Origin of the sequence: Pedobacter sp. SAFR-022 (assembly GCF_051965375.1) — a bacterium.
Classification (GTDB): Bacteria; Bacteroidota; Bacteroidia; order Sphingobacteriales; family Sphingobacteriaceae; genus Pedobacter.
Window position 1 is genome coordinate 21986 of sequence record NZ_JBQCME010000012.1, and the last position, 7368, is coordinate 29353.

Here is a 7368-nt window from a genome sequence, read left to right on the forward strand (position 1 = left end):
TTAAAGTACTAAATGCTGGTTATAACCAACCAGACCAATTTAGAACCTATACAAAGTTACAACCTTAAAAGATATTTTCGGGCAATTTATATCACAGATAAGTAATCAATCCTTTGAAGAAAATCAACACCTATTTTCAAATAGAATGGCTGCTGTTTGTACCTGCAATCCCTTTAGTTAGTGCTGCTATTTTAACAGCCGATTGAAACAGATTGTACGCGATACCCTACCCAGCAATCTTCTTTTTCCTTTTAAAAAGATTGATCACTAAGCTCTTGTAATATCCGGCATCAAACAGTGCAGAATCAACCGTTGCTTTATACGTCAGGAAACCTGCGAGCGGGCTCAGCAGTATAATGGCCATCCATGCACCCGCAACCGGCTGCAGGTTACCTTGTACCGCAGATTTTTCGGATACGGTAGAAATGATGTGGTAGATCAAAAAGAAAATTACAGCCATCACTACCGGTAAGCCCATACCGCCTTTGCGGATAATGGCGCCAAGCGGTGCGCCAATAAAGAACAGCAATATACAGGACACCGCAAGCGTGTACTTCTTCCAGTATTCGATATCGATTTTGATCAAGTTTATCGATTTCTCCTGGTGCTCCGTTTTACGCACAACAGCAGATTGATGAACGGCATTCGCGATATCCAGCGCACTTTGAGCCACCATTGCACGTTCATCTTTTGGAATTTTATTCATGACATCGCCTTTTACAACGATAGGTTTAATTTTAACCTTGGTATAACCCTTAGTGTAGTTGTTTTGCTTGTAATAGCTGCCGATGTTCTCTTTCGCAACTTTGTTTAGGCTATCCAGTTCCTTGGTCAGCGAATCCTTTTTATGGACCAGACCTTTCAAGTTTAGCATCGCATTGTTGGACCTGAAGCTATTCTCATCCGTCTTATTCATCTTAAAGCTAGAGAGGTCAAACGGAACATCCGTTTGTTTAAAGCGTATGCGATATAGTTCCTGACGGGGATTATAGTAGGAATTTTTGCCCGGGGATTCCTGATAACGTACGCCATCTTTAAGCTTCAAAAGCAAGGTGTTATTATCAGGCGTTTTATTCATGGTGCCCTCTTTGGCCATGATGATGTTGGCGATATCGTTTTTGTCGTTCGCTTGATAGATCATGATGCCTTCAAGGCGACCATCGTCCCATTTCTTATCCACGCGAATACTGTATCCAGGAATACTGTTGTTGAACACCCCTTCCTTAATCAGGAAAGCGAGCTTTTTATTGCGGATGTCCCAGAGCAAAGAACCAAACTTGAGATTGGTCTTTGGAAGCATGTATTCAGAGAAGAGAAAAGCACTCACAGAGAGCATGATGATGACAACAAACAAGGGCATCATTGCTTTTTGAAGCGAAACACCTGCAGATTTTATCGCTACAAGCTCATAGTTCTCCCCCAGGGTACCGAAGGTCATGATTGAAGATAAGAGTACCGCTAGTGGAAGTGCCATAGCTACCTGGGCTGCAGAGGCATAGAACATCAGTTCCAGAATTACATACCATTCAAAACCCTTCCCGATTAAATCGTCGACGTACTTAAACAGGAAAAACATGAGCAAGATAAACATCACCACAAAGAACGTGACGATGAAAGGCCTTACAAAGGCATTAATCAATAGAATATGAATCTTTTTCAAGATGCAAAGGTACGCAAAGGTGTTTAATATCAGGCACCGATCACGCTATGTAAATAGGTAATCTGGTTGTCCCAGATCTGGGTACGTTCGTTTAAAGTTTCATCCGTCGCGAAGTCGGTAATCGACAGTGCAACATCATTGGTTAGCTCGTCCTGCACGATCTCCATTTCGAAATAACAATGCGGATCATCTTCAAGCCATTTGAATTTCACGAGCCTGTTCTCTTTTATGCTAAGCAGCTTCGCTTTTTGCACTTCCCCATCCCAGCTGAAAGTGTAAACCTGATCACGGAACAATACATCATCAGCAAACCATTGCGAGAGTCCATTGGGTTCGCTTATAAAGCTAAATAAGATACGCGGTGACGATTTTAACTCGTACTCTAACGTAAATTTCTTCTTTTCTGACATTGTAAGTCCCTCTTCCTGAATTTAATCGAACAATTTTAATTTTTTTCTTTCTAAAGAAAAGTAATTTATTCTATATTTGCAACTCTTTAAAAAATAACCATAATGCCCGGCGGGGTAGCTCAGATGGTTAGAGCGCAGGATTCATAACCCTGAGGTCGGCAGTTCGATCCTGCTCCCCGCTACCAGGAAAGCCAATATAACATTAAACTGTTATATTGGCTTTTTTTATGGATTTAAATCTTAAAGCAACTCGTTACCAGGCTGATTTTTAATATCTTAACTTATTAATTCAGCCTTATGATATACCGGTTGTTTACTGCTGCCACACACCTAAGTGGGTATGTCAGGAGGTATCATCTGCTACATTTCAACTTCCAGGGTACGGATGTGAGTCCCCGCAAAGTGTATTATCCGCAACCAGAGCAGTGCCTCACCTTCGATCCGCTGGGGCGCGTTACTGGCATCAACAAACACGAAAGTGATACGCAAACGCGGGGCTACTGATTAAAAGCAGCGGCCATCAACCCGCATTAAAGAAATTCAAGCGTTATGAAAAATTTAAAAACACCAATCCTGCTATTACTTACTTTAGCTGCGCCCTTGAGCTTATCCGCTCAGAAAGCAACAGAGTCACAGATCAGACAGCTGGAGGCCTTGGAGGTTCAAGCTGTTCTAAAGGGTGATACGACTACCCTGTTCAATAAACTCTGGGCACCAGAATTCATTGTAAATAACCCTGCAAACCAGGTGGTCACCAAAAACGATGTGGCAACCCTGATTCGCAATGGGAAGCTCAATTACGAACATTTTGATCGCATCATAGAAAAGGTTTCCATTGTTGACAACATCGCTATTGTGATGGGCCGGGAGGAGATCAGGGCCCAGGGCGTTACCGATCATGCGGGCAAAGCGCTCACCAGACGATACACGAACATCTGGATGAAACGAAATGGAAGTTGGAAGGCCATTGCCCGGCAAGCTACAATTGCCGCGGTGGAACAATAACTACCTTCCACCCTGCATAAACATCTTATACCATACCATTAAGGTATGATCCGCTCGGCGCGCAGGGTTTCAAACAACTCGTAAAAAGAATCCTTCGTAGCCTTATAGGCCGTAAAGCCCAATTTCCTGCTTTTCGACATATCTGTCATCACCTCTATAGGCCGGCCTAGATCCAGATCGGTGTGCCATGGAGAAGCCAGGCGCACCAGATCAGCCTCTTTCAAGTTGTACTTATCGGCCATCTCCTTCCAAAGAACATGGTCGCGGGCCATTTCTGCTTCAAGCGGCTGAACCTCGCCATCCCAGCCTGCAACCTCAACATCAAACCATGCCGCAAGCTGCTTCCACAGCCAGCTCCAACGAAATACGTCACCATTGCTGATGTTAAAAGCTTGATTTGCCGCCGCCTCGGTAGTAGCTGCCCAAAGTAGCTGTTCTGCAAGAATTCTGGCGTCCGTCACGTCCGACAGTCCATTCCACTGTGCTTCAGAACCCGGCCAGCGGAAGGGCCTGCCCGTTTCCTTACATATGCTAGCATAGACAGCCAAAGTAGTGCCCATGTTCATGAGGTTACCCACCACTTTGCCAATCACACTATGCGGACGATGAATACTCCAGGTAAAACCATCGCGTTCAGCTGCCGCATACACCTCATCTTCCTGTGCGTAATAGAAGTTCTCAATTTCCAGGCGCGGATGCTCCTCCCTCACCGGGGTTTCCGGAAGCGTCCCAGATTTTGCATAGGCATCGAAAGGACCCAGATAATGCTTCAGCCCGGTCACCAATGCCACATGTTTAACCGATTTCTTAGGGGAAAGCACGTCCAGGACATTGCGAACCATACTGCTGTTTACCGCAATGTTCTCCGCTTCCGTTTCTTTACGCATCCATGTGGTGATGAAAACGTGCGTAGGCGCGATCGATGCCAAAGCTTTTTCCAAGCTATCCACATATAATAAATCGGCTTGTACCGGATGCAATCCTTGCATCTCTGTATTTGGGTTTCGAGCAAGTCCATACGTAATCCAACCTTCAGCAATCAGCTTTTCAGCAAGATTGCTACCGGTGATGCCGCTGGCACCTACAATTAATGCGATATTATTCATGTTATAAGCAACGATACAGAGGAGATTTTGTTTCCGGTTAATTACTAAAGGCGGAGTGGCCGGGTACGCGGAACAGGCGCAGAGAAAGAAAAGCGCCGACCTGCAATGCAGACCGACGCTTTGAAAGCTATATTCATATTTATCTACTTCTTGACCGGTTGTAAGCCACCGCTGGAATCTACGGTTAGTCGATCAGTACTCTCTTTAACTGCACTATCCACCAACTGGAGTGAATCTGAAGATGATGTATCAAATGATGTGGTATCGTTGATGGTACTATCTGCTGCAGCATCATTATTTTCAGGGGAGCTACCACAGGCGGCCAATCCGATTGCGGCTACCGCCAGCAAGGAGAAAAAGTATCTTTTCATATATAAGGGTTTAGGTTATTATTGATCTTGTACCGGATTCTGACTGCCATAATCAGGTTTACCTTCCTGGTCCATAGCAGAACTGCTGGCATCCTGTTGCTGGGCGTTGGAAACACCAGACTGACCCTGCTGTGGCGCATCATCATTCCAATGGCCAGACTCCAGGAAAGATGCAAGTTTGGAAAGCTCCTCATCCCAGGCAGATGCCTTTGGTTTTAGAGATTCCTGCTGTTCATCTTCCAGCTGACTGATGCTTATGCTACTACCCGAATCTGAGCTTTCAAACAGCACTTCCAGCTTGTACGCACTGTTTAATTTCTCATCAGGCAATTGCCAGTTCCAGGTATATACAAGGCGCTTATGCGGCTCAACTTCCTGGTAGCTGCCATCTATTTTCAGGCTTGTGCCCTCCTGCCCTTCAAACTGGTAAGCGATCTTTCCACCTTCACGCATTTCATTCTCCACCTGGATCAGCGTTAAGCCCATCGGCTTCCACCATTGTGTCAATTGTTCAGCATCTGTCCATGCCTTGTATAAAGCCTCTACAGGAGCTTGAAAGGTTTTATTGGCATGCAATGTCGATTGTCCATTAGATTCCATAAAGATGATTTTCTTATTAAAACATCCTTCAGAAAATATTGTGTTAAAATTCTAAATAAAACTGTATCGCACAACCTTTTAGTTTGCGTGCTGCGTCATCTCAGCAGCCAGTTTCATCGCATTGTAAGCATTAATAATTCCGCCTGTACGGGATAGCTCCGAAAACAGAATCCTGCCGGACGCCCCCTTTCCATCCTGATGTTTGACCTTACGATCCACCTTTCTTACAGATTTAAGAATGATGTCTTTCACCTGCAGCGCCGTTAGCTCGGGATAGTAGCTTAAGATCAATGCAGCAAGTCCGGAAACCACTGGCGCAGCCATACTTGTACCATCAAATTCCTCATATTTGGATCCCGGAACAGTTGAATTGATCATGAATCCCGGTGCAAAAACATCTACGGTGTACTTCCCGTAGTTGGAAAAGGATGCTTTAAGTTCGTCATCCTCTTTATAGGCACTTGCACCTACTTCAATCCAGTTTTTTGCATGTGGAAGATCAAATTTTGTAGTGTCCAGCAAGGGCTTAAGCGGCCCCTTACCTCTATTCAATCGTGGATCCGGTCTGGATGGCATCCGGTTACCTTGACCACGCAGTGGCGGTGGCGTAAAAAGATCTTCAATAGGTTTCTTGACCTTCTTGTAATATGCTGCGGAAGCCTCGCTATCGTAATACTTTGTTGGAAAAACATCTGCCTTATCGTTGTTCAGGTTATCATTACCGGCAGCATGAACCAGTAACACACCTTTTTCTTCCGCGTATTTAATAGCTTCGTCAACTACAGCTTTGTCCCATTTGAAGTTCTTACCAAAACTCATGTTGATAATCCTTGCACCATTGTCTACCGCATATCGGATGCCGTTCGCAACATCTTTATCGCGCTCATCACCCTCTGGAACCACACGGATAGGCATGATCAACACACTTTCTGCCACACCCTTTATCCCAATGTTATTCGCACGGTTCGCCGCGATGATCCCGGACACATGGGAGCCATGTTCCGCCCGCGGGCCCATTACATCGTTGTTTCCATAATTGCGCTCCCGTCCGTTAGCATAATCGTCACCAACCAGACTATCACGAACGTCATACTTAGGATTCAAATTATACTTGAGTGTAATCTCGGTACCTTCGTAAGCCTTTTTAATGTCTTTATAGAACTCGGGATAACCGCCACTTTCTCTGCTACCTTTACGAATGATCTTTTTAACCTGCTCTTCAATCTCGTCCCCGGGCTTATAAGCCTCAATGTCCTCAAGTGAAGGCATCTTTTTCTTAGTCACTGAAGCTACGGAGTCCAGAAGTTGATTAATAGCGAAAAGAACCCGGTAATTCTGGTCAGCATCATCATATTTTCTACCGAGTTCGGCAGTTACGCGCCGGTATAATGCGAATTCTTCCTTGCTCAGGCTGTCCAGGTTCTTGGTGCTGGTGGTTGATTTATATTTAGGGCTAAGCTTCCGGTAAATTCTTACCAGTTCCAGGTTGTCATAAACCAGATTCCCCTTCTTAGAACCAATGAAGTTCCATCCATGTACATCATCGACATAGCCGTTTCCATCATCGTCAATGCCGTTACCGGGAATCTCCTTTTTATTCGTCCAGATCTTACCTTTCAGGTCTTCATGATTGATGTCTACACCGCCATCAATTACGGCTACGATTACTTCCTGTTTAGCTTTTTTGCTATGGAGCAACTCTTTATAGGCTTTTTCGGTACTGATGCCGAAATAACCACTTTCAACAACATCTAAATTAAACCAGTTTTCAGGTAACTTAACCTTCTTGTCTTGTGCCTGACTACCAATGCTGCAGCAGAGCAGCAATAACCATATTAATTTATATCTCATCTATGTATTTGTGTGTTAGCCTAACCAAAAATAATGCCTACTGTAAGCAAGAACTTAAACGCAGTTCAACTTGCAGATGATACAAAATAAAGGTAACATTCCCGAAGATAATTAAAAGGAACCCGAGGCCGAAATACCAGTAGGTCATAGAAGAAATCAATCAGTTTCTCCTATCTGAGAAGGTTGAATAACATTATCTTAACACTAGAACTTATAAGAGGCATCCACGGCTCATTAATTGGACTAAGAAAATCTAAAAACCCGTATAAACAAGAAAAGCCTGCAAGTTTTAACTTACAGGCTTTCTTTAAGATTTGGCACCGACCTACTCTCCCACGTGTTACCGCAGTACCATCGGCTCTGGT

General features: G+C 44.3%; 8 protein-coding genes and 1 tRNA gene. 3 read left to right on the forward strand and 6 right to left on the reverse strand.

What is annotated here, in order from left to right:
* Positions 1–226: 226 nt before the first annotated feature.
* Positions 227–1660 carry an LptF/LptG family permease gene (locus tag ACTHQF_RS17355; RefSeq protein ID WP_440432173.1) on the reverse strand — a complete coding sequence of 478 codons (1434 nt, stop codon included), beginning with the start codon at positions 1658–1660 and terminating at the stop codon, positions 227–229.
* A 29-nt stretch (positions 1661–1689) separates the two neighbouring features.
* Positions 1690–2070 carry an START-like domain-containing protein gene (locus tag ACTHQF_RS17360; RefSeq protein WP_188624774.1) on the reverse strand — a complete coding sequence of 127 codons (381 nt, stop codon included), beginning with the start codon at positions 2068–2070 and terminating at the stop codon, positions 1690–1692.
* A 108-nt stretch (positions 2071–2178) separates the two neighbouring features.
* Between ACTHQF_RS17360 and ACTHQF_RS17365 the strand changes: the two genes are divergently transcribed.
* The 3 genes from ACTHQF_RS17365 (at position 2179) to ACTHQF_RS17375 (ending at position 3075) form a co-directional block, all read left to right on the forward strand.
* Positions 2179–2255: transfer RNA gene (locus tag ACTHQF_RS17365), tRNA-Met, on the forward strand.
* A 112-nt stretch (positions 2256–2367) separates the two neighbouring features.
* Positions 2368–2574, forward strand: coding sequence for a hypothetical protein (locus ACTHQF_RS17370; protein WP_440432175.1), 207 nt, complete (start codon positions 2368–2370; stop codon positions 2572–2574).
* A 45-nt stretch (positions 2575–2619) separates the two neighbouring features.
* Complete coding sequence (locus ACTHQF_RS17375) at positions 2620–3075, forward strand: nuclear transport factor 2 family protein (protein ID WP_440432177.1); 456 nt, start codon at positions 2620–2622, stop codon at positions 3073–3075.
* 38 nt (positions 3076–3113) lie between these two features.
* Here the strand turns inward: ACTHQF_RS17375 and ACTHQF_RS17380 are convergent, their stop codons facing one another.
* The 4 genes from ACTHQF_RS17380 to ACTHQF_RS17395 form a co-directional block, all read right to left on the reverse strand.
* Complete coding sequence (locus ACTHQF_RS17380) at positions 3114–4181, reverse strand: SDR family oxidoreductase (protein ID WP_440432179.1); 1068 nt, start codon at positions 4179–4181, stop codon at positions 3114–3116.
* Positions 4182–4324: 143 nt separating this feature from the next.
* Positions 4325–4552 carry a hypothetical protein gene (locus tag ACTHQF_RS17385; RefSeq protein ID WP_440432181.1) on the reverse strand — a complete coding sequence of 76 codons (228 nt, stop codon included), beginning with the start codon at positions 4550–4552 and terminating at the stop codon, positions 4325–4327.
* Positions 4553–4570: 18 nt separating this feature from the next.
* Complete coding sequence (locus tag ACTHQF_RS17390; RefSeq protein WP_440432183.1) at positions 4571–5152, reverse strand: SRPBCC family protein; 582 nt, start codon at positions 5150–5152, stop codon at positions 4571–4573.
* Between the two features lie 78 nt (positions 5153–5230).
* Positions 5231–7003 carry a S8 family peptidase gene (locus tag ACTHQF_RS17395; protein WP_440432185.1) on the reverse strand — a complete coding sequence of 591 codons (1773 nt, stop codon included), beginning with the start codon at positions 7001–7003 and terminating at the stop codon, positions 5231–5233.
* Positions 7004–7368: the final 365 nt, after the last annotated feature.